This window comes from Neisseria sp. 23W00296, from assembly GCF_044772855.1.
In the GTDB taxonomy this organism is placed as follows: domain Bacteria; phylum Pseudomonadota; class Gammaproteobacteria; order Burkholderiales; family Neisseriaceae; genus Neisseria.
Genome location: NZ_CP173024.1, coordinates 816,719 through 837,392 on the forward strand (window position 1 = coordinate 816,719; position 20,674 = coordinate 837,392).

A 20,674-nucleotide genomic window follows, 5' to 3' on the forward strand; every position below is an offset into this window, starting at 1 on the left:
TAAAATGATAGCGGCGCGCATTATCTTTCAGACGGCCTTAACTTAAAACAAAGCATGGGCTTACTTACAAAGCTTAACCGGAATTGTTGCGGATTTGGTCTGGGGCTTGCCGACAGAGAATGAAAAGGCCGTCTGAAAATTTTTCAGACGGCCTTTTCGGCTTTCGGTTTCTTCAAATCATGGCAAAACCCCGTGCCGCAAATATCCGTTGTCGATAACGGCGGTTTCGTCGGCGAGAGCTTCGGCGTCTTCGGGGTCGTGGGTGATGAGCAGCAGGGGGATGCCGAGTTTGCGCTGGAGGGCGGCCATGTTGTCGCGCATTTGGGCGCGCAGGCGGGTGTCGAGGGCGGAGAAGGGTTCGTCGAGCAGGAGCCAGTCGGGGCGCACGGCGCAGGTGCGGGCGAGTGCGGTGCGCTGGCGCTGGCCGCCGGAGATTTGGCGCGGGTAGTGGTCGGCGATGGCGGCAAGTTGCATTTTTTCCAGCCACGGGGCGGCTTCGGCGCGGGCGCGGCGGCGGCTTGGGGTGCGCAGGCCGCGGTGCAGGCCGAAGGCGATGTTTTGGGCGACGGTAAGGTGCGGAAACAGGGCGTAGTCTTGAAACAACAGCCCGGCGCTGCGCTCTTGCGGCGGCAGCCACAGGTTTTGCGCGGTGTCGCCGTAGCTTTGGCCGCCGATGCGTACATGGCCGCTTTGCGGGCGCAACAGGCCGGCCAAAAGCTGGAGCGTGAGGCTTTTGCCCGAGCCGGAGGGGCCGAGGATGGCGAGGCGGCGGGCGGCGGTTTGGCAGGATACGTCGAGAGTGAAGGTGTGGCTGCCGTGGTTTAAGGTCGTCTGAAAGGCGAAATCGAAAGTGAGGTCAGCCATTTTTTTTGTCTCCGTTCAAACGGGTTACGCTCCACAATACGGCAATGCAGACGGCGGAAATCAGCAAAACAAGGCGGTTGGCCAAGTCGTCGTTGCCCGCCTGCACAGCTTCATAGACGGCGATGGACAGGGTTTGGGTTTGGCCGGGGATGCTGCCGGCAATCATCAGTGTGGCGCCAAATTCGCCCAGCGCGCGGGCAAAGGTGAGTAAGAGGCCGGAAAGGATGCCGCGCCAAGCCAGCGGCAGGGTAACGCGCATAAACACGGCGCGCTCCGACAATCCGAGCACGCGGGCGGCCTGTTCGAGCTGCAGGCTGACTTCTTCAAAAGCGGCGCGGGCGGGCTTGAGCACCAGCGGAAAGGTAACGGCCATCGCGGCGACCACTGCGCCCTGCCAGGTGAATATCAGGCTGAAGCCGAAATGCTGTTGCAGCCATTGGCCGAGCGTGCCGTTGCGGCCGAACAGCACCAGCAGGTAGTAGCCCATCACGGTGGGCGGCAGCACCATCGGCAGCGTGAGCACAGTGTCGAGAAAATTGCGGCCGATAAAGCGTTTGCGCGCGAGTATCCAGCTTACGGCGATGCCGAGCACCAGATTCAGCAGCGTGGCAAAACCGGCGACTTTGAGCGAGAGAAACAGTGCGGGGAAGGTGTCTTGGAATGAGGACATGGTTGGAGTGCGGTTAGTTTGGATTGTTCAGACTGCTTTGCAGGCCGTCTGAAACCTTATTCCCTCTCCCACTTGCGGGGAAGGGCTAGGGTGGGGGCTTGCGCCGCTGCGGCAACTTTTACAGGACTTCGGCGTAAAAGCAGTTCTGCGAACTGCCCCCCCTCCCCAACCCTCCCCCGCGCTTGAGGCGCAGGAGAGGGAGCCAAAAACGCGGCGGGGCTGCGGTTTCAGACGGCCTATCTCCCCTGCTCTTTCGGATCAACCACCAATACGCGGCAGTTTTCAGGCTGCCACATCAGGCGGGCGCTGCGGCGCAGGTTTTCGGCGGTGAAGCTGCCGGCCAGTTTGTCCATGCTGCGCAGGTAGCGGACGTCGCCGTAGTGCTGCTCGCTGAGGATGAGGCGGTTGATGTAGGTGTCGGGACTTTGCAGGCGGCGGGTTTCTTGTTCGGCAAAGCGTTGTTTGAGCGCGGCGGCCTGCGCGTCGCTGATGCTGTCGGGGAAAGCCTGCAGGGTGGTTTCGGCCAGCCGCCACAAATCGTCGGCGCGCTCGGGGCTGCTGCTGAAACGCAGTTCGCTTTCGACGCGGCCGCTGTCGCCGTTGAGCGTGGAAGTGAATTTGAGGCTGTACACGCCCAGCGCTTTGTCGCGCAACTCGGTTTTCAGACGGCCTGCGGCCAAGTCTTGCAGCATGGCAATGTGGGCGGCGGTTTCAGGCTGCCAGGTGCTTTCGGCAAACGACCAGGCGGATACGTCGCTGCGGGCTTCGCCGCCGATGGCGCGGTGTTCGGCGGCGGCGCCTGATAGCGGCTGACGGGATTGTGCGGGCGCGGCGGCGCGGCGCGGGATGTCGGCGAGATAGCGGCGCACCAGCGGCTTGAGTTCGGCGGCGGGGCGGTCGGTGAGGATATAGTGGGTGGCGGGAGCGGCGGCACTGCGCTGCCATTGGTCGAGCAACAGGTTTTCATCGACAGCTTCAAGCTCTGCCTGATTGGGCAATTCAAACGCGGCGCGGCCGTAGCGCAGGCGGGTGGCGGCTTCGGCAGCGGCGGTGCGCTCGGACGCAGCCCGCATCGGAATTTGGCGAATCATCGCCATCACCGAGTCGCGGAAATCTGCGCCCACCTGCGGCGTGGTGTGGTAGGCGCGGTAAAGCTGCAACAGACGGGCGGCTTCGCCGTGCGGCGCGCTGCCTTCTAGCGGGCAGAGGCCGTCTGAAAATTGTGGCTGAGGGCGATTTTGTGCTGCTGCTTCCAGCGGTTGAGACCCGCGTTGTCCCAGCCCTGCGGGGCAGACTGCCACACCACCTGCGCGGCCAGCTGCGCCTGCCAGGGGTTTAGGCCGCCGCTGAGATAACCGGCGCCGCTGATGCTGCGAAAATGGATTTTGCCGCCCGCCGAGGGGTGTTGCAGCACCAGCACTTTGTCGCCGTTGCCCAGCGTCCAGCGGGTGAGTTGCAAATCGGCTTCGCGGCTTTCGCGGCTTTCGCGGCTGATTTCGCCCTGCCCGCCCGCATCGGCAAACTGCCCTGTGGATGCGGCGGCTTTGGCCGCGAGTTTGGGCAGCGGCGCGGTTTTCAGACGGCCTGCTTCGGCGGCGATGTTCTCCGCAGCGGGCAGCGCCAGCGGCGTCAGGCCGGGGGCTTGCAGCTGCACCAGTTTGTCGCCGGCGTTGAGCCAGCGTTCGATGCGGCGGCTGATGTCCTGCGGCGTAAGCGTGTTCAACACGGGGGCGACGATGGCGGCGCTTTGCGCGCTCGTGCGCACGGGTTTGCCGGCAAACGCGGCTTCGCTCACGCTTTGCAGCGCATCGCCAAACGGCTCGGGCAAGGTGGTTTTGCGCCGCTGTTCGGCCAGCGTTTTTTCCAGCGTGCGGCGGTAGGCGGCAAACTCCGCCTGCGTTACCGGCTCGCGCAGGATTTGTTCGCGCAGTTTCAACAATTGGCTGATGCCCTCGGCGTGGCCGTCGGGCGCAACGGCGGCAAACAGGCCGACGGCGGTGGTGTGGCGGCCGATGTCGGCCTTGCGCAGCGACACATTCGATACGGCTTTGGGCAGGGCGCTTTGCTGGGCGCGCAGGCGGTCGGTAAGGATGCGGGCGGCAAAGCGGTCGATTAAGCGCTCGCGCGTGCCTTGCGAGCTTTGATGGTTGCGGCTGGCGGCATCGCCGAGGCGGAACACCAGCGCGGCCTGGCTGCCGCCACTGTCTTTGTCTTGCAACTGGCCCACGTGCCAGCCGCTTTGCAGCTCAGGCTCGTAATAACGGCCGCCACGGTCGGACAGCGGCGCGGCTTTCAGGCTGCCGAAATAGCGTTCGGCCAACTTGGCGGCTTCGGCCGGCTTGATGTCGCCGGAAATCATCAGCTGCATATTGTTGGGCACATACCAGCGGCGGTGGAAATCCTGCAACACCGCCACCGGCGTGTTCATGATGCTCCCGCTCGTGCCGATGATGGCGTAACGCGCCTGACGGCTGCCGCTGCGGATAAGGTCGGTGCGCTTGCGGTTCATGCGCTCGGCCACGCCCTGCCCGTTGCGCCATTCGGCCATGACGACCTGCTGCTCTTTTTGCCAGTCGGCGGCGGAAAAATCGTGCGGCGACACCATTGCCGCCAGCGCGGCCAAAGTTTCTTCCAAAGATTCGCGCCCTTTGGGCGGGCTGAACATATACAGCGTGCGCTCGTAGTTGGTTACGGCATTAAAGTGCGCGCCGCGTTTGAAACCGCGTGCGGCCAGCGTGTCGCCCACGCCGTCGGGAAAGCCGGGCGCGCTGCGGAACACCATATGTTCGACCATATGCACCACGCCGATTTCGCTGGTGCCGTTTTCATCGCTCGCTCCCGCTTCCATCTGCAAACGCACATCAATGCGGCCGGGTTCGGAGGGCACGGTTAAAACATGGTAGCGCAGGCCGTTTTTCAGGCTGCCGCTGTGGTAGGTGTTGGCGGCAAGGGCAAAGGGGGCGGCGGCAATAACGATGGCGGCCGCCAATATTCGGGGAGAAAACGGGTTCATAAGGATAAGGTTTCGTTGCGGCCGGCCTGCGGCGCGGGAAAGGTGAAAACGGATTCAGACGGCCTCGGTATTTGTTGAAGGCCGTCTGAAAAAAGGCGGATTATCGGGTTCGGTCGGACAAGCGTCAAACACACGCACATGGGTTTAACGCGCCGCGACAGGGTTTCAGACGGCCTAAGCTCAAGGCCGTCTGAAAGGGAAACGGGGTAAAGCGTTACCAGTTGTAGCTTACGCCCAGCCAGTAGTTGCGCCCCATTTTGTAGGTGCGGCTGCTGCCCCTGCTGCTGAATGTAACGCGGTCGAGCACGTTGTTGACATCGAGGGTAACTTCCAATGCCTGCGTGCCGCGAATGGGCTGTTTGTAGGCGAAACGCCAGTCGAGCACGACATCGCGCGAGATGCGGCCGTCGTCGTGCAAAACGGGGGCTTGGCCGGTGTAGCTGCCGCAAAGCGCGCGGTTGGAAGGACTCGAACAGTCGACAGAGCCGCTGGTGTAGCGGAAATTGCGGCTGCCGGTGACGCGCAACACCTGATCCCAATTCAGGCGGATTTTCGGGAAATAGGTGTTGAGCGATGCCACGGCCGACCACGGCGTGTTGAAATCAGACGGCGGCGTTTCGCCCTCGGGCAGCAGCGTACCGTTGTAAACGTAGCGTTCGGTATTCAGCTCGTCGTAGGTGTTGCCGTTGTTGGTTTTGCTTTTGGATACGTTGAAACCGATGCTCCAGTTGATTTCGGCGTAGTGGGATTTGTAGGGCTTGAGCGGGGATACGGCCAGCGTGAAGGTGTCGTTTTTGCTCCAGCCTTCGTTAGTCAGGGCGTAAGTGTTGGGCGCGACTTTGGTGCGGGTAAACTGGTCTTTGCCGTTGCGGTGTACCCATTTGAGCGTCCACAGCGAGCCGAACATTTTTTGCGAAACGCCTAAGTCGATTTCGTCGCTATATGGGGTTTTGACTTTGGCATCGGTATAGCGCACCAGCGTGCCGTATTCGTCTTTATCGCTGCTCCATGCGCCGGGCGTATTGCCGCTGAGTCTGCGCGTAGCGCCCAAACGTCCCGAAATGCCTTCGCGCAGTTTGTAGGCCAGCATCGAAGCGGAATAATAGCGGTTGGCGCCGCCGAAAATACGGGTTTGAGTATTGCCGAACACATCATACGAAGCGGCAAAACGCGGGGCAAGGTTGTTGTTTTTCAGATAGGAATTACGGTCGAAACGCAGTCCGGCGTTTACGCTCAGGCGTTTCCAGAAGATATTATCCTGAAGATACAGGCTGTAGGTGCTGTCGTTGACTTTGACATTGCGGGCGGGATAAATCTTCCGGTTGTTGGCATACTGCTCGCCGTCGATACATTCGGGATCGCCGTTGCAGGCAACGTTTGCGGCTGCGGCGTATTGGTAAACATAGGCATTTTGATCGCGCTTATATTTGGCATCGGCAAAATCTGCCTGCCAGCCAAAGCCGATACGGTGCCGCCATGCGCCGGTGAAAAACTGCTTCAGGCTGTAATCCTGTTTCAGGGTCAGGGTGCTTTTTTCGGTGGAATATTCACCGTAGCCGCCGGTATGCGCCCAAGCGTTGCCGGATGTATTGACCTTGGACGCGGAAATCCAATCTATGCTGCGGGTGGTACGGTAAGAGCGGTAAACATTCGAGCCGTATTCGATTTCGTTGGCCGTTTTGCGGTAGGCAATCTGCGATTCCATATTCAGACGGCCTAAATCCTTATCCCATGCCAAATCAAAGCGCACGCCGCCGCCGGTATTGGAATATTTGCCGTCTTTCACGCTGGGCAGCAGGAATTTGGACTTGTGCGGCGAATACATCGCCGTGGCTTTCCATGTGCTGCCGTCGTCGGCGCGGTAGCTGCCGCGCAAAAGCCAGGTTTCCGCGCTGCGCTCCTGCTTGCTGGTAAAGGGGCCGGTGATGGTGTTGGTAGCGGCATTCCAGTGGTTCAGCGTGCGGTGCATAAAGGGAATGTCGGACTCGGTGCGATTGTAGGAAAACAATACCGCCGCTTTGTCGTTTACCGGCTGGTTGAGCATCAGGCCGTATTGGCGTTTGGTGTATTTGGGCTGGGCGGTGAGCCTGCGTAAAACTCGTCTTCCTTGCCGTCTTGAATGTGAAAACGCGCCCACGAGTCGCGCGTGGTGCGGAAAAAGACTTTGCCGCTGCTTTTTTGCGTATTGGGGTCTTTGAGTCGGGCGTTCACCAGGCCGCCGGTGAAATTGCCGTATTTGGCCGAGACGTTGCTGTCGAACACTTCCAGCGTTTTCACCAGGCTGCTGTCCACCCAAAACGACTGTGTACTGCCGGCAGGCAAATCGTAAGGATTCTGGCCGCCGACTTTGGTATCGGAATCGTATTGGTTGCCCGGGTCGGTGTTGTCGTTGTTGGAAACGCCGTCGATGGTGAAATTATTGTTGTAAAACTTTTCGCCGTGGAAAGATACTTCGTCGGGACGGATTTCGCCGCCCGATGTGGAATTGCCGGAATTGTTGGAAAAACGCACGTTGGGATTGGTACGCAAAAGCTCGGTGAGGTTGCCGTTGGTGCTCGGGCGGCGGGCGATTTCACTCTCGCGGATGCGCTGCGTGCCCATGCGGTTGGCGTAGGTTTCGCCGCGTACGACGACGGTATCGAGGTTTTCCGACACTTCGGCCTGTTGCGCGGCGGGCGGGGTTTCGTCGGCGGAGAAGGCGGGCAGGGCTGTGAAGGCCGACAGTACGGCCAGCATGACGGTGTTGGGTTTCATGGTGTTTGCCTTGGTATGTTTGGAAGCGGGATTTTTTTGCAAAAACAAGGGCGGACGTCGCCGCGGAAGGCGCGATTTTACAGAAAATGAAAATTGGTATTAAAAAATTTACCGATGCGGACGTTTTTTTGCCGTTTTTTGTCGCAGGGATAAATCGTGATTGAAAAATAATCAATGAAAACAGATTATTGAAAAACAAATACCGTCTCATTTTGGCAATGGCGGATTCCGAATGCGGCTTGAAAAAGGCCGTCTGAAAGCCCGATTCGGGTTTTCAGACGGCCTTTAAACGGCTTTTTGCGGCTTGCCGCTCAATAACGGTCGGTTTCCAAGCCGTTTTCGTCCCAGGAGGTGCGGCTGACGAGTTCGTCGTCCTGATAGACGGATTCGGATTTTTTTGCGCCGTTTTCATACCATTCGAGCATGATGCCGCTGCGTTTTTTGCCGGCGAAGTTCAGTTCGGCGGTGAGGCGGCCTTTGGCGTCCCACGACACCATTTCGACGGGCTCGTCGTCTTTCATCAGCACTTCGCTTTTCGGGCTGCCGTCGGGATACCACTGCTTCCATTTGCCGTTGGCTTTGTCGGCGTGGAATTCGATTTCGCTTTCTTTGCGGCCGTTTTGGTAGTAGCGCGCGCCGACGCCTTCGGTTTTGCCGTTTTTATAGGGCATGACGGCGGATTTGCTGCCGTTGTTGTACCAGTTGGTCCATACGCCGTCGGGTTTGCCGTTTTGGTAGGGGGCGTCCATTTTTTTGCGGCCGTTGAAGTGCCAGAGGGTGAGCGCGCCGCTGTCGAGCAGGGGGACGAACTGTTTGATTTGCGACAGGGGGGCTTGGTAGGGGTCGGAATATTTTTTGCGCGAGGGATAGTAGAAATCCTGCACTTTGGCATGTTTGCCCTGCACGGTGTATTCGCGCACATAGGCGACGGCGGCGGTTTTTTCCGTGGGGCGTCCCTGCTGGTTGAAGTAGACGGTTTGCGGTGCCGCCCATGCGGGGGCGGCGGCAAGGAGGAGGGCGGCTGAGGTAAGGATGTTTTTCTTGTTCATGGTTTATTTCTGCCAGTAGGTTTTGACGTTGACAAATTCGTAGAGGCCGAACTCGGAGAGTTCGCGGCCGTAGCCTGAGGCTTTCACGCCGCCGAAGGGCAGGCGCAGGTCGCTGCTGGTGTGGCGGTTGATGTAGACGGCGCCGGTGTGCAGCGATGCGGCCAGGCGGCGGGCGGCGTCTTCGTCGGCGGTGTAGATGCTGGCGCCCAGGCCGTAGGGGCTGTTGTCGGCCAGCTCGGCGGCGTGGGCGGTGTTGCGGGCGCGGACGACGGCAACGGCGGGGCCGAACACTTCTTCCTGCCACATGCGGCTGTGCGGCGGTACATTATCGAGCACGGTGGCGGGGTAGAAAAAGCCGCTGCCTGCAGGGATGTGTCCGCCGCATAAAAGTTCCGCGCCCTGCGCCACGGTGTCCCGCACTTGGGCGTGGACTTTGTCGCGCAGGTCGCTGCGGTGCATGGGGGCGAGGGTGGTGGCGGGGTCGAGCGGATCGCCGGTTTTCAGTTTGGCGCACTCGGCAAGGAACAGGCGCAGGAAGGGTTCGGCGATTTCGTCGGCGAGGATGATGCGTTTGGCGGCGTTGCACGATTGTCCCGCGTCGCGGAAACGCGAGTAGCAGGCGTCGCGGGCGGCCTGCGCCAGGTCGGCGTCGGGCAAAACGATAAAGGCGTTGCTGCCGCCCAGTTCGAGCACGCTTTTTTTCAGACGGCCTGCGGCAATGGCGGCGAGGCGGCGGCCGGTGTCGGCCGAGCCGGTAAAGGCGAAGGCGTCGCAGGCGGCAATGGCTTGTTCTACATCGGCATGGCTGAGCCAGGCGGGCATCAGGGGGAGGCCGTCTGAAAGGCCGTCTGAAACCAAGTCGAACAGGGCGGCGCTGACGCGGGCGACGCTGGGGGCGGGTTTGACGGCGCAGGCGTTGCCGGCGCAGAGGGCGGGCACGGCAAAGCGCAGTATCTGCCAGACGGGGTAGTTCCACGGCATCACGGCAAAGACCACGCCCAGCGGCTCGAAGCGCACTTCGCTGACGGCAGCCTGCGTCGGTACGGCTTTGGCGGCGAGCAGCTCGGGGGCGGTGCGGGCGTAGTAGCGCACGAGTTCGACGGATTTGGCCAGTTCGGCTTCGCATTCGCGCAGGCAGCGGCCGACTTCTTCGCAAATCATGCGGGCGAGGCGGCCGCTTTCTGCTTCGAGCCTGCCGCCGAAGGCTTCGAGGGCGGCGGAGCGTTCGGTGGCGGAAAGGGCGGCGAAGGCGCTTTGGCGCGTTTTCAGGGCGGATAAGGCCGTCTGAAATTCTTGTGCGCTTTGCGCGGGACGCTCGTAAAGCGTTTCGCCGCTGAGGATGTGGGTGCTGCGGAACAAGGGGTTCTCCGTTGTGCGGTGGTGTGTCCGGTGTTTTTCAGACGGCCTTCGTTGTCCGGCAACAGGCCGCCTGAAAGGCGGTTTGCTTATTTGCGGCGGGCTTTGCCGTGCTAGGGTGTGTTGACATTCAGCTTGCAGGACGGTTTTTGAGTAAAAAATGCCCGAATGCAAGGAAAAAAACGCAGCAAGGTTGGACACCTTGCGAGGATTTTTGACGCGGCAGGCGGGTATTTTTTGACAAAAACACCGCCGCAAGGCTGATTGTCAACACACCCTAGTGCGCTTTGGTGTCTTTCAGGCGCAGCATTTCCCAGCCGCCGTTTTTCCAGCAGTAGTCGTCCTGGCTGTAGTCCATGATGCTGCTTTTGTATTCGACGCGCACGCAGCCTTTGCGGATAACTTTGACATCGCCGTCGTAGGCGAAGCCTTTGCCGTCGGGGACGGGTTTAAACTGCCGCGTGGCGGGGTCGAACAGATACAGCTCGTCGGCGGTGTTGCCGTAGGCGCCGCTGATCGGCACGGCGATATCGGGATGGCCGTCGCCGTTGTAGTCGGTGCTGACATCGGCCAGCTTGCCGGCTACGTCTGCCAGTTTGAGACCGCCGACGGAAGACGGAACGACGCTTTCGGAGGTGATTTGCACTTTGCCGGTTTGTTTGTCGGTGATTTTCAGCCGGTAGCCGTTTTCGGGCAGGATTTGCGCTTCGACGGTAAAGGGAAAGCTGTCCGGCGTGGCGACGGCGTGGGTTTCGACAACAGTGTCGTCGGTAGGCGCGTCGGCGGCGAAAGACGGAAGGGCGGCGGCTAAGAGCAGGGTGGGGATGAAATGTTTCATAGTGTCCTTTCGCGATGGGCTTTCAGACGGCCTTTTACCATCCGGCAACAGGCCGTCTGAAAAACGGTTGGCTTATTTATGGCGTGCTTTGGCTGCTTTGTGCGCTTTGGCGTTGTTCGGGCGCTGTAATTGCCAGCCGCCGTTTTTCCAGCAGTAGTCGTCCTGCGAGTAATCCCTGGCGCTGTTTTTGTAATCGATGCGCACGCAGCCTTTGCGGATGATTTCGACGCTGCCGGTGTGGGCAAAGTCTTTGCCCTCGGGCACGGGCTCGAACTGCCGTGTGGCGGGGTTGAAGAGGTACAGATCGTCGGCGGGCAGGGTGTAGCCGCCGATTACGCGTACAGCGATGTCGGGATGGCCGTCGCCGTTGTAGTCGCGTATGGTTGCCAGATCGCCGGCGTTGCCTTCGATAAAGCCGGAAAAGACGGTGATGTCTTCGATGGTTTGCACTTTGCCGGTTTTTTTATCGGTGATTTTTACCTGATAGCTGTCTTCGGAAAGGATTTGGGTTTCAACGGCGAAAGGAAAGCCTTTGGGTGCGGGGACGGCGCGGGTTTGGACGGCGGGTGCGGCGGCGAAAGATTGCGCGGCGGCGGCCAAGAGCAGGGCGGGGATGAGGCGTTTCATGCTTGTTCTTTCGGAAAAATATAGGCAGGGCGCTTTTCAGACGGCCGTCTGAAAGCACGGCTGCAGTCAAACGGAAAAACGCGATGATACGCGCTTTGTCCTTTGTCATGAAGCGCGGCGGAATATAACCTTTGCGTCTTAGCATACAACCAGCCGTTCCTTGGTTTTTCAGACGGCCTCCGATAGAGTGCGCGGCTGTTTTTGCCTGTCGGGAGCGCCTGTATGCGCCTGCTCAAATCTCCTTCCGTTTTGCCGGGCTTTTCCGTCAGCCTGGGCATCACCGTGCTGTGCCTGTCGCTGCTGGTGGTGCTGCCCTTTGCCATGATGGCGGCGGTGTCGGCGCAGACGGGCTGGCGCGGGCTGTGGCAGACGGTGTCCGAGCCGCGCGTGCTCGCGGCGGTGTGGCTGACGCTGAAAATGTCGTTTCTCGCCATGCTGGCCAATATCGTGTTCGGCACGCTGACGGCGTGGGTGCTGGTGCGTTACGACTTTCCCGGCAGGAAGCTGGCCGACGCGCTGGTCGATCTGCCCTTCGCGCTGCCGACGGCGGTTACCGGTATCGCGCTGGCGACGCTCTACGCGCCCAACGGCTGGCTGGGGCGGTTTTTCCCTTTCAAAATCGCTTTCACGCCGATCGGTATCTGGATTGCGCTGGTGTTTGTCAGCCTGCCGTTTATCGTCCGCGCCGTGCAGCCCGTTTTGGAAGAACTGTCGGGCGAATACGAAGAGGCGGCGGCGACGCTGGGGGCAAACCGCCTTACAGTCTTCCGCCGCGTGCTGCTGCCGGAAATGATGCCCGCGCTTTTGACGGGGGCGGGCATGATGTTTGCGCGGGCGACGGGCGAATACGGCTCGGTGATTTTCATCGCCGGCAACATTCCCATGCAGTCGGAAATCCTGCCGCTGATTATCACCGGCCGTTTGGAACAGTATGACGTGCAGGGCGCGTCGGCCGTCGCCCTCTTTATGCTGCTGATTTCTTTTGCCATCCTGATGGCGTTGAACGCGGCGCAATGGGCGCTGGGACGGCGTGCGGGGGCAAAAGCATGAAAACCAATCCGAACATCGCCGAACCGCGCCTGCTGCGCCTGCTGCTGACCGCCGCCGCGCTGCTGTTTCTGCTGCTGATGCTGGTCGTGCCGCTGGCGGCGGTGTTTGCCGAAGCACTCAAAGGCGGCTGGCGGCTCTATCTGGCCGCGCTCACCGACGCCGAAGCGCGTTCCGCCATCCGTCTGACCCTGCTGACGGCGGCCGTAGTCGTGCCCGTCAACGCCGTGCTCGGCATCGCCGCCGCCTGGCTGCTCACCCGCTTCGATTTTCGCGGCAAACAGTTTCTCACCACCCTGCTCGACCTGCCGTTTTCCGTATCGCCCGTTGTCGCCGGGCTGATGTTCGTCCTCCTTTTCGGCGCGCACACCGCCTTCGGCGGCTGGCTCGAAGCGCGCGGCATCCAAATCATCTTCGCTGTGCCCGGCATCGTGCTGGCCACCCTGTTCGTCACCTTCCCCTTCGTCGCCCGCGAACTGATCCCGCTGATGCAGGCGCAGGGCGACAGCGAAGAGCAGGCCGCCCTGATTCTGGGCGCGAACGCCCGGCAGATGTTTTGGCGCGTCACCCTGCCCAACATCAAATGGGCGCTGCTTTACGGCCTCATCCTCACCAACGCCCGCGCCATGGGCGAGTTCGGCGCGGTGAGCGTCGTCTCCGGCCACATACGCGGCGAAACCAACACCATCCCGCTTTTGGTCGAAATCCTTTACAACGAATACAACTTCACCGCCGCCTTCTCCCTCTCGAGCGTACTCGCCCTGCTGGCCGTCGCCACCCTGGCCGTGCAAAACCTCATCGTCAGGATACAGGCGCGCAAACTGGCGGCCGCGCAAAGGAGCGAAGCATGAGCATCACCATCGAAAACCTCGACAAACACTTCGGCGCCTTCCACGCCCTGAAAAACATCTCCCTCACCGCGCCGACGGGCAAACTCACCTCCCTGCTCGGCCCCTCCGGCTGCGGTAAAACCACCCTTCTGCGCATCATCGCCGGACTCGAAAACGCCGACGGCGGCAAAATCCTCTTCGACGGCCAAGACGTCACCGCCAAACACGTGCGCGAACGCAAAGTCGGCTTCGTCTTCCAGCACTACGCCCTGTTCCGCCACATGAACGTCTTCGACAACGTCGCCTTCGGCCTCACCGTCAAACCCCGCGCCGAACGGCCGTCAAAAGAGCAAATCCGCGCCAAAGTCGAAGCACTCCTGAGCCTCGTCCGCCTCGGCCATCTCGCCAAAGCCTATCCCCACCAACTCTCCGGCGGCCAACGCCAGCGCATCGCCCTCGCCCGCGCCCTCGCCGTCGAACCCAAACTCCTCCTGCTCGACGAACCCTTCGGCGCGCTCGATGCCAAAGTGCGCAAAGAACTGCGCACCTGGCTGCGCGACATCCACCACGAACTGGGCATCACCAGCATCCTCGTCACCCACGACCAGGAAGAAGCCCTCGAAGTGTCCGACCAAATCGTCGTCATGAACCACGGCCGCATCGAACAGACCGGCAGCGCCGACGACATCTACCTGCGCCCCGCCAACGCCTTCGTCACCGGCTTTCTCGGCCACACCGAAGCCTTCGAAGGCCTCATCGAAAAAGGCGCGTGGCACTACGGAAACTATGCCCGGCCGCTCGACACACAACGCCGCTGGCAGGAGCAGACCGCCACCGCCTACATCCGCCCGCACGAATGGCAGATAAACGAAACCCGCCCCATGCTCGCTGCCGCCCTCGTCCACATCCGCCACAGCGGCGCCCTCGCCCACCTTACCCTGCGCCTCGAAGACGGCCGCCAAATCCAGGCCGACCTCCCCGCCGCCGAAGCCGCCCGCCTGAACCTGCAACCCGGCCAAACCCTCCCCCTCGCCCCGCGCCAAATCTACGTCTTCGGCCAAAGCGAGTTGATCGACTACGCCATCTGACAGGCTGCCCCAAGCAGCCGTGCAAGCGGACAAAGGCTGTCTGAAAGCGCAGCTTCAACGAAGTTAAAACCGAAAATCGGGCTTTCAGACGGCCTTTGTACCGTTTGTCGGATGGAAAACCGAAAGGCCGTTCCCGCCTGCGCGGGAATGACGATTCTGAAACCGAACATCCCGCCGCGAACCCGACTCCCTCTCCTGCGCCCGCGCGGGGGAGGGCAGGGGGTGGCGTTTCGCAGAAACGCTTTTTGCCTGCTGCTGCAACCTGTCGGATATTTATGCGGCCGCCGTCCCTATGCCCGGTAAAAGGCCGTCTGAAACCCGTTTTGCGGCTTTCAGACGGCCTCTCTTCACTATGCTCAGTCCAGCCTGCCGGCAAAGGTTTTTTTCCGTTTCCAGAACGCGCGCCCCGCTTTGGCGGCGACGGTGAGGCTGCCGCCGTGGGTGCCGTCGGCGGTGAGCGTGAGGCTGTTCAGACGGCCGCTTTGCAGGGCGGCGCGGGCGGGGGCGAAGAAGTCCTTTTCCCATGTTTGCAGCAGGCGGCAGTAGCTTTCGTAGTCGGCGGCTTCCTCTGCGCCTTCGAGGAAGATGAGGCCGTCTGAAACGGGCTGCGCCTGCTTCGATAACAGGTTTTCCCATTGCGCCCAATCGCGCGGGGCGGCGGCGGTGTTTTTGCCCAAAGCCCAGCTGTTGTCGGCGGCGGTCAGGCCGTAGGCGGCGCTGCCGACGGAGTCGTTCCACAGCCAGACGCCGTTGACGGGCACGGGGCGGCGGGCGTTGAGCGGGTGGGCGTGCAGCCACATTTGGATTTCGGTTTGCGCGGCCAGCCAGTCGAGCGGGGCGAGGCGTTCGATGCGCTCCACGGCGTCGGCCTGCCCGTCGGCTTCCAAAACGGAGGGTACTTTCTGCCATGCGGGCATTTGCGGCAGGGTGAGCAGCCAGAGGTCGGGGAAGCAGGGATGGAACTGCCAGCCTTGGTCGGCGAAAAACGCGCTCAGTCCTTCACACCATCGGGCGGCTTCGTCCGTGCTGATGCCCAGGATGCGGCCGGAAGCGAGGTGTGCCTGGTTCATGCCCATCTGCTGGCTGACGGGCGCGGCGGGGATGCAGGGCGTTTCGGGCGGCAGGCCGAGCCTGTCGGCAAGCAGGCGGCACAGGCTGCCCCGCCACAGGCAGCGGGCGCGGAACGCGGCGGAGGATGCGGGATCGGGGGTAAAACGGCCGAAGCGCAGGAAGAAATCGAGGGCGCTCGTCGTCGGCAGCGGCAGGTTTTCAGACGGCCTGAGGAAAGAGGGGAGGGCGATGGTGGTGTTCATGGCAAACGGGCGGCGCAAAAGGGGCGCATTTTACGCGCTTTTGCCGCGCGCGGCGTTTTGCAAAAAAACGTTTGTGGTACACTGCGCGCCCCACAAATCATTAAAAAACCGTTCAAATTAAGGGCTTGTCATGCCGCTTTATTAAGAAACGGTTATCCGACGAAGAATGGACAGAGATTTTCTCCGCCGCATCAGGCAACACAAACACACCCGCTACGCCGTGGCGGGTCTTCTGATTTCGGCCGCCGTTTCGGCGGTTTTGTACGGTTTGGCTTCAGACGGCGGCAAAGCGCCCCAGGTACGGCGCATCGTGCAGGAGCTGCCGCCGCCGCAGGGCAGCACACAGGAGAGCAAAAGCAGCTACTGGCTGGAAGAGGCGGTGAAAGAGGGAGACACCCTGCAAACCATGCTGCGCCGCTACGGCCTTTCCGATGCCGACATCGCGGGCGTGCTGGGCAAAGACGCCGCCGAGCGGCAGCTGCGCCGCCTGCATCCGGGGCAGACCGTCAGCGTGCTGATGGACGGTGAAAACCGCCCCGCCGCCATCCAGTTTTTCAACGACGACGACAACGGCGAGAAAAACCTGATCGCGCTGGGCAGAATCAAAGGCAAGTGGCAGGCCTCCACCAGCGAAATCGAGATGAAAACCCTGCCGACGCTGGTGTCCGTTACCGTGCGTACTTCGGCCAAAGGCTCGCTGGCGCAGGCGGGCGTCGGCGTCGAGTTGCGCGAGCTTCTGCGCGACATTTTCAGCGAGCAGTTCGACGTCGACGGCCTGCTCGAAGGCGACCAAATCCGCCTGCTCTACGACACCATGTATTTCCGCGGCCAGGAAATGGCCACCGGCGACATCCTCGGCGTGGAAATCGTCAAAGGCGGCAAAACCTACCGCGCCTACTACTACGACAAAGGCGATCACGGCGGCGGCTATTACAACTACGACGGCGAGCCGCTCAAAACCGAACACGCCGACGGCTTCCTCTACCTGCCGCTGCAAAACTACACCCGCATCTCCTCGCCCTACGGCATCCGCGTCCATCCCATCCTACGCACCGTGAAAATGCACACCGGCATCGACTACGCCGCCCCCACCGGCACGCCCGTTTACGCGCCCGCCGACGGCACGTTGGTGTTCAAAGGCTGGAAGGGCGGCTACGGCCACACCGTCATGCTGCAACACGGCAACGGCGTAGAAACGCTCTACGGCCACCTCAGCGCCTTTTCGCCATCCGCCGGCCGCGTGCGTGCGGGCGAGGTGATCGGCTTTGTCGGCACCTCCGGCCGCTCCACCGGCCCGCACCTGCACTACGAAGCCCGCATCAACGGCCAGCACGTCAACCCCGCCACTGTCGCCCTGCCGACGCCGAAAATGGAAAAAATCAGCATGGGCGCCTTCCTGCGCCAGCGCCAGAAAACCGAAGACATTATGGCCGCCGTGGAAAACCTGCCCGTCACGGCGGCGCAGATTTACTAGGCTGATTGTCAACAGCCCCTAGGGCGTGTTGACAATCAGCCTTGCGGCGGTATTTTTGGTAAAAATCCACGCCTGCCGCGTCAAAAATGCTCGCAAGATGTCCAATCTTGCTGCGCTTTTTTCCTTGCAGGCGCGAATTTTTCCTCAAAAAACCGCTTCGCAAGCTGAATGTCAACACGCCCTAGGCAAGATACGCAAAGGCCGTCTGAAAAGCACATCCCGCTTTCAGACGGCCTTTTCTACTTTTAAACCGACAGCCGCGCAGCTTGTTATAGTGAGTCAAAATAAAAAAGATACAAGGCAGCAAGCCGCAGGCAGTACAGGTAGTACGACAAGGCGCAGCAACGCCGTAGATTTTCTATTTTGGTTCACTATATTCGACCAACACTTGCTGAAATATTGTTGTACATATCAAGAAGGCCGTCTGAAAGCAGGATATGCTTTTCAGACGGCCTTTTGCTTGCAGATGGGCGTTTAACCCGAAACCCGCTCGATTTTCGCGCCGACTTGGCCGAGTTTTTTCTCGATGTGCTCGTAGCCGCGATCCAGATGGTAGATGCGCTCGACGATGGTTTCGCCGCCGGCGACCAAGCCTGCAATCACGAGGCTGGCGGAGGCGCGCAGGTCGGTGGCCATCACGGTTGCGCCGGAGAGTTTTTCCACGCCGTTGACAAAGGCGGTGTTGCCTTCGGTGGAGATGTCCGCACCCATGCGGTTGAGTTCGGGTACGTGCATGAAGCGGTTTTCAAAAATGGTTTCGACCACTTTGCCCGAACCTTCGGCCACGGCGTTCATCGCCATAAACTGCGCCTGCATATCGGTGGGGAAACCGGGGTGGACGACGGTGCGGATGTCCACGGCTTTGGGGCGTTGCCGCATATCGATGGCAATCCAGTCATCGCCCGCTTCGATAACTGCGCCTGCTTCGACCAATTTGTCGAGTACGGCTTCCATCGTTTTGGGCGCGGCATTGCGCAACACGACTTTGCCGCCGGTCATCGCCACGGCGCAAAGGAAAGTACCCGCTTCGATGCGGTCGGGTACGACGCTGTGTTCGCAGCCGTGCAGCTCTTTCACGCCTTCAACCGTCATGGTAGATGTACCGATGCCGCTGATTTTCGCGCCCATTTTGACGAGGCATTCGGCCAAATCGACCACTTCCGGCTCGATGGCGCAGTTTTCCAATACGGTTGTGCCCTCGGCCAGCGTGGCCGCCATCAAGAGGTTTTCCGTGCCGCCTACGGTTACCACGTCCATCACCACGCGCGCGCCTTTCAGACGGCCTGTGGCTTTGACGTAGCCGTGTTCGATGGTGATTTGTGCGCCCATGGTTTCCAAGCCTTTGAGATGCTGGTCGACCGGGCGCGAGCCGATGGCGCAGCCGCCGGGCAGGCTCACCTGCGCTTCGCCGAAACGCGCCAGCGTGGGGCCGAGCACCAGAATCGACGCGCGCATGGTTTTGACCAATTCATACGGCGCACAGGTGTTGTTGACCGTGCCGCCGTTGATTTCAAATTCGCGGATGTTGTCGGTCAGCACGCGCGCGCCCATGCCTTGCAGGAGCTTTTGCGTGGTTTTCACGTCGGCCAGCATCGGCACGTTTTTCAGGCGCAGCGTGCCCGAAGTTAAAAGGCCGGCGCACATCAGCGGCAGCGCGGCGTTTTTCGCGCCCGATACGGTGATTTCGCCGTTTAAGGGGCCGTTGGCAGAGATTTTGAGTTTGTCCATGGCAGCAGGCTTTCGTGGGAGGGGAAGGGCGTTGTCGGGAAAACGCGCGGCGGAATCAGCGGCCTTTTTCCGCCCATTCCGCAGGCGTGGCGGCCACGGAAACGGATAGCGCGTGCAGCTCGTTCGACGCCAGCTTGTCGGCCAGGCCGTCTTTAATCAGGCGGTGGCGGGCGAGGCGGGCTTTGCCTTCAAAGGCGGAGGAAACGATAACGGCGAAAAAGTGGTGGCCGTCGCCTTCCACTTCGATGTGTTCGCAGGGAACGACGGCGGCGATGAGTTCTTTGACCTGTTCGGGCATCAGCATGGTGTGTATTCCTTTTTATCGGCAGGGGGTGGCAAAAGGCCGCGATTATACCGTATCGGCAGAAGGCCGTCTGAAAAGAGCGGGGGCTTTTTAAGACGGCCTGCCGCCCGTTGCCGCCCGCACGGCGCATCTATATACTCGCGCCTTTCCCGCACACGCACCCCAAAGGACAAAAAACGCATGAACGCCATTGCCGACGTGCAAAGCAGCAAAGACCTGCGCAACCTGCCGATCAACCGCGTCGGCATCAAAGACCTCCGCTTCCCCATACAAATCGCCGCCGCCGACGGCACGCAGTCCACCGTCGCCCGCCTCACTATGACCGTGCGCCTGCCCGCCGACCAAAAAGGCACGCATATGTCGCGCTTCGTCGCCCTGATGGAAGGGCAGCAGCGCGCGCTCGATTACGGCGAAATGCAGAACCTCACGCAGCAGATGCTCGAACTCTTGGGCGCAGACGCGGGCGCCATCAGCGCCTCGTTTCCCTTTTTCCGCCGCAAATCCGCGCCCGTGTCGGGCATCCAGTCTTTGCTCGATTATGATGTCACCCTCGGCGGCGAAGTGGAAAACGGCGTCTACCGCCACACGCTGAAAGTGCTCGTTCCCGTCACCAGCCTGTGCCCCTGCTCCAAGGAAATCTCGCAATACGGCGCGCACAACCAGCGCTCGCACGTTACCGTCTCCCTCGTCTGCCGCGAACACGTCGCCATAGAAGACATCATCGACATTGTCGAAGAACAGGCCTCCTGCCAGCTCTACGGCCTGCTCAAACGCCCCGACGAAAAATACGTCACCGAACGCGCCTACGAAAACCCGAAATTCGTCGAAGACATGGTGCGCGACGTGGCCGTCGCTCTGCGCGGCGATGAGCGCATCGCCTCGTTTGTCGTCGAAAGCGAAAACTTCGAGAGCATCCACAACCATTCGGCCTACGCCTATATCGCCTATCCGTAACCCTTGCCAAGCGGCAAAAGGCCGTCTGAAAGTCTGCAAAACGGGCTTTCAGACGGCCTTTTGGCACGCTAAGGGCGCGGGCGTACAATCGTACCTTTCCCGACCTTACCGAAAAGGAGAAAACCGTGAAACTCTACACCAGCACCACCTCGCCGTATTCCCGCGCCATCCTCCTCGCCGCCCTCGCACAAGGCGGCCTCGACGGCCTGCAACTCGTTTATGCCGACCCGTGGGCGACGCCCGACGAACTCACCGCCGCCAACCCGCTCTCGCAAGTGCCCGCCCTGATAACCGACGATGGAACGGTTATCTGCGGCACGGCCTACGTCGCGGATTTCCTGCTCGGACACCCGCTGCAAAACGCCGCCCAAGCTGCCGTTGCGGGCTATGCGCAGGCGCTGCTCGACCAAGTTGTCAAAGCCTTTTCGCTGGCGAAATTCCTGCCGCAAGGTCAGGCCGAACACCCGCACATCCCCCGCGCCCGCGAAGCCGTCGTGCGCGGCCTCGAACACGCGCCGCAGCTGGACGCGCAATGCAGCGGCTTCGACCAGCACCTGCTCGCCATGGCTGTTTCCTATGCCGAGTTGCGCCACCCGACCCTGTTCCCGCATCTGAACGAGGCCAACCGCGCCGCCTTTGCCGCATACCAACAGCGCCGCGACGTGCAGGCCGTGTCCATCGAATCCTTGGAGCGCAAACCTGCCAGCCTCGCCGCCGTGCGCGCCGCCGCCGCGTAAGCCTTAGGCCGTCTGAAAGACAAGAGGC

20 protein-coding genes are annotated in these 20,674 nt (G+C 61.1%); 7 read left to right on the plus strand and 13 right to left on the minus strand.

Going from position 1 to position 20,674, the window contains the following annotated elements:
- Positions 1–177: 177 nt before the first annotated feature.
- The 10 genes from ACG2K1_RS04180 to ACG2K1_RS04225 all read right to left on the minus strand — a co-directional run bounded on the left by ACG2K1_RS04180 (position 178) and on the right by ACG2K1_RS04225 (position 11,171).
- Positions 178–864, minus strand: a complete 687-nt coding sequence (locus ACG2K1_RS04180) for an ABC transporter ATP-binding protein (RefSeq protein WP_395429366.1) — start codon at positions 862–864, stop codon at positions 178–180.
- Positions 857–1,534, minus strand: coding sequence for a molybdate ABC transporter permease subunit (gene modB / locus ACG2K1_RS04185; protein WP_395429367.1), 678 nt, complete (start codon positions 1,532–1,534; stop codon positions 857–859). The genes ACG2K1_RS04180 and modB overlap by 8 nt, the downstream gene beginning before the upstream one ends.
- Before the next feature lie 236 nt (positions 1,535–1,770).
- Positions 1,771–2,835, minus strand: a complete 1,065-nt coding sequence (locus ACG2K1_RS04190) for a hypothetical protein (protein WP_395429391.1) — start codon at positions 2,833–2,835, stop codon at positions 1,771–1,773.
- A complete protein-coding gene (locus tag ACG2K1_RS04195) occupies positions 2,730–4,547 on the minus strand; it encodes a M16 family metallopeptidase (RefSeq protein WP_395429368.1) in 1,818 nt (605 codons plus the stop codon). The genes ACG2K1_RS04190 and ACG2K1_RS04195 overlap by 106 nt, the downstream gene beginning before the upstream one ends.
- Positions 4,548–4,761: 214 nt before the next feature.
- Entirely contained in the window at positions 4,762–6,591 is a 1,830-nt protein-coding gene (locus ACG2K1_RS04200; protein ID WP_395429369.1) for a hypothetical protein, read from the minus strand.
- Positions 6,591–7,301, minus strand: a complete 711-nt coding sequence (locus ACG2K1_RS04205; RefSeq protein WP_009425816.1) for a TonB-dependent receptor plug domain-containing protein — start codon at positions 7,299–7,301, stop codon at positions 6,591–6,593. The genes ACG2K1_RS04200 and ACG2K1_RS04205 overlap by 1 nt, the downstream gene beginning before the upstream one ends.
- A 311-nt stretch (positions 7,302–7,612) precedes the next feature.
- Positions 7,613–8,350, minus strand: a complete 738-nt coding sequence (locus ACG2K1_RS04210; protein WP_009425818.1) for a toxin-antitoxin system YwqK family antitoxin — start codon at positions 8,348–8,350, stop codon at positions 7,613–7,615.
- A 3-nt stretch (positions 8,351–8,353) separates the two neighbouring features.
- Positions 8,354–9,709, minus strand: a complete 1,356-nt coding sequence (locus ACG2K1_RS04215) for an aldehyde dehydrogenase family protein (protein ID WP_395429370.1) — start codon at positions 9,707–9,709, stop codon at positions 8,354–8,356.
- 274 nt (positions 9,710–9,983) lie between these two features.
- Positions 9,984–10,544, minus strand: a complete 561-nt coding sequence (locus tag ACG2K1_RS04220; protein WP_395429371.1) for an XAC2610-related protein — start codon at positions 10,542–10,544, stop codon at positions 9,984–9,986.
- Between the two features lie 72 nt (positions 10,545–10,616).
- A complete protein-coding gene (locus ACG2K1_RS04225) occupies positions 10,617–11,171 on the minus strand; it encodes an XAC2610-related protein (RefSeq protein WP_395429372.1) in 555 nt (184 codons plus the stop codon).
- Positions 11,172–11,393: 222 nt separating this feature from the next.
- Between ACG2K1_RS04225 and cysT the strand changes: the two genes are divergently transcribed.
- The 3 genes from cysT to ACG2K1_RS04240 are packed head-to-tail and all read left to right on the plus strand — an operon-like array spanning position 11,394 to position 14,136.
- Complete coding sequence (gene cysT / locus ACG2K1_RS04230) at positions 11,394–12,221, plus strand: sulfate ABC transporter permease subunit CysT (RefSeq protein ID WP_395429373.1); 828 nt, start codon at positions 11,394–11,396, stop codon at positions 12,219–12,221.
- Positions 12,218–13,069 carry a sulfate ABC transporter permease subunit CysW gene (gene cysW, locus ACG2K1_RS04235; protein ID WP_395429374.1) on the plus strand — a complete coding sequence of 284 codons (852 nt, stop codon included), beginning with the start codon at positions 12,218–12,220 and terminating at the stop codon, positions 13,067–13,069. The genes cysT and cysW overlap by 4 nt, the downstream gene beginning before the upstream one ends.
- Entirely contained in the window at positions 13,066–14,136 is a 1,071-nt protein-coding gene (locus tag ACG2K1_RS04240; protein ID WP_395429375.1) for a sulfate/molybdate ABC transporter ATP-binding protein, read from the plus strand. The genes cysW and ACG2K1_RS04240 overlap by 4 nt, the downstream gene beginning before the upstream one ends.
- A 356-nt stretch (positions 14,137–14,492) precedes the next feature.
- Here ACG2K1_RS04240 and ACG2K1_RS04245 read toward each other — a convergent pair whose 3' ends face one another.
- On the minus strand, positions 14,493–15,449 hold the full coding sequence (locus tag ACG2K1_RS04245; RefSeq protein WP_395429376.1) for a hypothetical protein: 957 nt from the start codon (positions 15,447–15,449) through the stop codon (positions 14,493–14,495).
- Positions 15,450–15,615: 166 nt separating this feature from the next.
- Between ACG2K1_RS04245 and ACG2K1_RS04250 the strand changes: the two genes are divergently transcribed.
- A complete protein-coding gene (locus ACG2K1_RS04250) occupies positions 15,616–16,923 on the plus strand; it encodes a peptidoglycan DD-metalloendopeptidase family protein (RefSeq protein WP_395429377.1) in 1,308 nt (435 codons plus the stop codon).
- 25 nt (positions 16,924–16,948) lie between these two features.
- Complete coding sequence (locus tag ACG2K1_RS04255; protein WP_094030939.1) at positions 16,949–17,401, plus strand: hypothetical protein; 453 nt, start codon at positions 16,949–16,951, stop codon at positions 17,399–17,401.
- Here the strand turns inward: ACG2K1_RS04255 and murA are convergent.
- Together murA and ACG2K1_RS04265 are read right to left on the minus strand one after the other, a co-directional pair.
- Positions 17,398–18,651 carry a UDP-N-acetylglucosamine 1-carboxyvinyltransferase gene (murA, locus tag ACG2K1_RS04260; protein ID WP_395429378.1) on the minus strand — a complete coding sequence of 418 codons (1,254 nt, stop codon included), beginning with the start codon at positions 18,649–18,651 and terminating at the stop codon, positions 17,398–17,400. The two genes, ACG2K1_RS04255 and murA, sit on opposite strands and share 4 nt — an antisense overlap.
- Positions 18,652–18,706: 55 nt before the next feature.
- Positions 18,707–18,955, minus strand: a complete 249-nt coding sequence (locus ACG2K1_RS04265; protein ID WP_009425831.1) for a BolA family protein — start codon at positions 18,953–18,955, stop codon at positions 18,707–18,709.
- Between the two features lie 180 nt (positions 18,956–19,135).
- Here ACG2K1_RS04265 and folE2 point away from each other — a divergent pair, with 180 nt between their 5' ends.
- Positions 19,136–19,909 carry a GTP cyclohydrolase FolE2 gene (gene folE2 / locus ACG2K1_RS04270; RefSeq protein WP_395429379.1) on the plus strand — a complete coding sequence of 258 codons (774 nt, stop codon included), beginning with the start codon at positions 19,136–19,138 and terminating at the stop codon, positions 19,907–19,909.
- A 125-nt stretch (positions 19,910–20,034) separates the two neighbouring features.
- On the plus strand, positions 20,035–20,646 hold the full coding sequence (locus ACG2K1_RS04275; RefSeq protein WP_395429380.1) for a glutathione S-transferase N-terminal domain-containing protein: 612 nt from the start codon (positions 20,035–20,037) through the stop codon (positions 20,644–20,646).
- The last annotated feature ends 28 nt before the right edge of the window (positions 20,647–20,674 follow it).